This window comes from Acinetobacter sp. YH01005 (assembly GCF_013420465.1).
Lineage (GTDB): Bacteria > Pseudomonadota > Gammaproteobacteria > Pseudomonadales > Moraxellaceae > Acinetobacter > Acinetobacter amyesii.
This window is the reverse complement of record NZ_VOYA01000059.1, coordinates 1-2811: the sequence shown is the minus strand read 5'-3', so window position 1 is coordinate 2811 and position 2811 is coordinate 1. Positions and strand designations below refer to the sequence as shown.

2 protein-coding genes and 1 pseudogene are annotated in these 2811 nt (G+C 40.2%); all 3 read right to left on the bottom strand.

Annotated elements, in window-relative coordinates:
- Positions 1 to 115: 115 nt before the first annotated feature.
- Positions 116 to 592: pseudogene (locus FTT72_RS16045) on the bottom strand (GMP synthase (glutamine-hydrolyzing)); the annotation flags it as partial.
- A gap of 56 nt (positions 593 to 648) precedes the next feature.
- Positions 649 to 1509 carry a macrolide hydrolase EstT gene (gene estT / locus FTT72_RS16040; RefSeq protein WP_077782102.1) on the bottom strand — a complete coding sequence of 287 codons (861 nt, stop codon included), beginning with the start codon at positions 1507 to 1509 and terminating at the stop codon, positions 649 to 651.
- A gap of 17 nt (positions 1510 to 1526) precedes the next feature.
- Entirely contained in the window at positions 1527 to 2663 is a 1137-nt protein-coding gene (gene tet(X), locus FTT72_RS16035) for a tetracycline-inactivating monooxygenase Tet(X) (protein ID WP_044502094.1), read from the bottom strand.
- Positions 2664 to 2811: the final 148 nt, after the last annotated feature.

Sequence of the window (2811 nt, the reverse complement as noted above, 5' to 3'; positions counted from 1 at the left end):
GCATGTTCCGCGTCCTTGCAATACTGTGTTTACATACAGTCTATCGCTTAGCGGAAAGTTCTTTTACCCTCAGCCGAAATGCCTGCCGTTGCTAGACATTGCCAGCCAGTGCCCGTCACTCCCACTCAATAGTTGCCGGCGGCTTTGAGGAAACATCGTAGGTTACCCGCGAAATACCGGGAATCTCATTAATGATGCGGCTAGAAACCGTTTCTAAAAACTCATACGGCAAGTGTGCCCAGCGCGCTGTCATAAAATCGATAGTTTCTACTGCGCGCAATGCCACCACATACTCATAGCGGCGGGCATCGCCCACTACGCCAACCGACTTCACTGGCAAGAATACAGCGAAGGCTTGGCTGGTTTTGTGATACAGGTCAGCGGCATACAGCTCTTCGATAAAGATGGCATCAGCCAAGCGCAACCTGTCGGCATATTCTTTTTTTACTTCGCCAAGAATACGCACACCCAAGCCAGGGCCAGGGAAGGGATGACGGTAAACCATGTCGTAGGGCAGACCTAACTCCATACCGATCTTGCGCACCTCATCTTTAAACAGCTCGCGCAGCGGCTCCACCAGCTTGAGCGTCATAACACATTGATATTAGCTTCAATCTCTAAACCGTTGATTTGGAAATACATAATACCCTATTTGTTCATTCTTTTGTTATTTGTTGTATGTTGCGTTATTCCATCAATAATTTTATTCCAATCTTCGAAATGTAGTTCGTGTCCGGTTCCATCAAGCGTTATTAGTTTTGAGCCGTTTATCTTTTCAAGTAAAACTGCTGAATTCTTAAAATGCCATATTTTATCGTCCGTTCCGTGTACAATTAAGGTTGGTTGATTGATTTCGCTCAATCTGTTCCAGTATTCTTCACCACCTTGCAGTGCCGCATGATTGAACATACTTATATAGTTATTAGCTCTTTTAAATTCGGCTCTAATCAGTTTTTCACTTCTTTGTTTGTCAAATTGTTTCCTGCCGCTCATCAATTCAGCACCTTGAATTAAATAATTTGCCACACTGTCTTCATTTGTCCAATCTACGGTTTCAGCTTTTCCGTGAAAATCTAAAATACGCGTATCCATTTCAGGAATTGTGGGGTCTGAGTCGCCCCAAGGACCTGATGAGATTAGTGTTATTGAACTTACCCTGTCGGCATATTTTATTGATGCTATTTGAGAAATCAGTCCGCCCAGTGAAATTCCCACAAAATTGGCTTTGACTATTTTATAGCCGTCCAAAATTGAAATAGCATCATGGGTTAAGTCAACAATATCATAGGGGGTTGAACCCGGTTCGTAATTAGTAGATTTTCCTACGTCCCTATTGTCGTAGCGAATAACAAAAAATCCCTTTTCAGATAGTTTCTGGCAAAATTCAGCATCCCAATACAACATGGATACCGTTGCTCCCGCAATCAAGAGTATTGCCGGATCTTTTTCACATCCAAAACTTTCGGTAAAAAGTCTTATTCCGTTTTTTTTAACTATTTTCTCTTTCATTTCCTCGCCTTTCTGTTTTATAGATTCATTAGTTTTTGGAAAGAAAAGTCGAGGCTGAACATTTCCGTTTCGTTTATTATTGATTCTGCCTGTGCTTCTCTTCCATAAGCAAACATTTGCTGTTCATAATTTTCAATAGCCTCTTCAATGCTGTTAAATTTCCCATTGGTCAGATTATCCGACAATATCAAGGCATCCATCAACCCACTGTTTACGCCTTGTCCTGCAAAAGGAGGCATCAAATGAGCAGCATCTCCAATCATCGTTATGGGTAATGGACGCTTACTTTTCCAAGACTTATCTAAGGGAAATATTCGTGTCGCTAACCCTACAAAAGATGATGTCAAACGAATCAGTTCTTTGTAGCGTTCGTCCCAATCGGAAAATTTTTTCAGGAGAAAATCAACGACACTATTTCTGTCTTGAAAATCTACCCGCGTTTTGCTTTTCCATTCATCAGGTGTTTTAAAACTTATTCCAAAATGCAATGCACCATTATTATTAGGATTCGCAAATAATAAATTACCTTGATGAGCAGCCATTAGCCGGTTTCCATTGCAAAGCTGAAAAAATCCAGGACAGTTCACCTCCGGTTGATGAATATCGGCTTGTATATTGAAAGTACCTGTTTCTTCAACTTCCGTGTCGGTAACAAATTTTCTTACTTTAGACATTCCACCATTGGCAATAATAACCAGATCTGCTGTTTCACTCGATTTATCCTCAAAAGTTAGTATCCACTTCTCCTTATCAGGTTCAAGGGTAACAAGTTTTCTATCCCAAATGACGGTATCATTTTGTAAACTATTTAATAGGATAGTCCTTAAGTCATTTCTGTTTATTTCAGGATTGTCAAAACGATTTTCGGGTCTTACATTTTTTGTGGTTAAAATATTGCCCTTTTCATCAACAATATTTACACCCATTGGTAAAGCTAAGTCATAATAAGTTTGTAACAATCCCGCTCTTTTCATTGCTTCCTGTCCCGAATCCCTGTGCAGATCAAGTGTCCCACCAAAAATCCTTGCATCTTGGTCTTTGTCTCTCTCGTAAACTGTAATGTCCACGCCGTTTTGCTGTAACAATCTCGCCATTGTTAATCCAACAGGCCCGGCACCAATTATTGTAATTTTTTTATGTTTTAGTAAAGTCATATTCTTGTTCGCTGGTTTTAATGATGTGTGCTTAAAAAACAGGAGGGTTTAACTTGGTAAACTATACATACTCATTAGGAGTTTACCATGAGCAAGAAACAGAAGACTTACACCGCAGAATTTAAAGCTGAAGCCATAAAAGCCATTG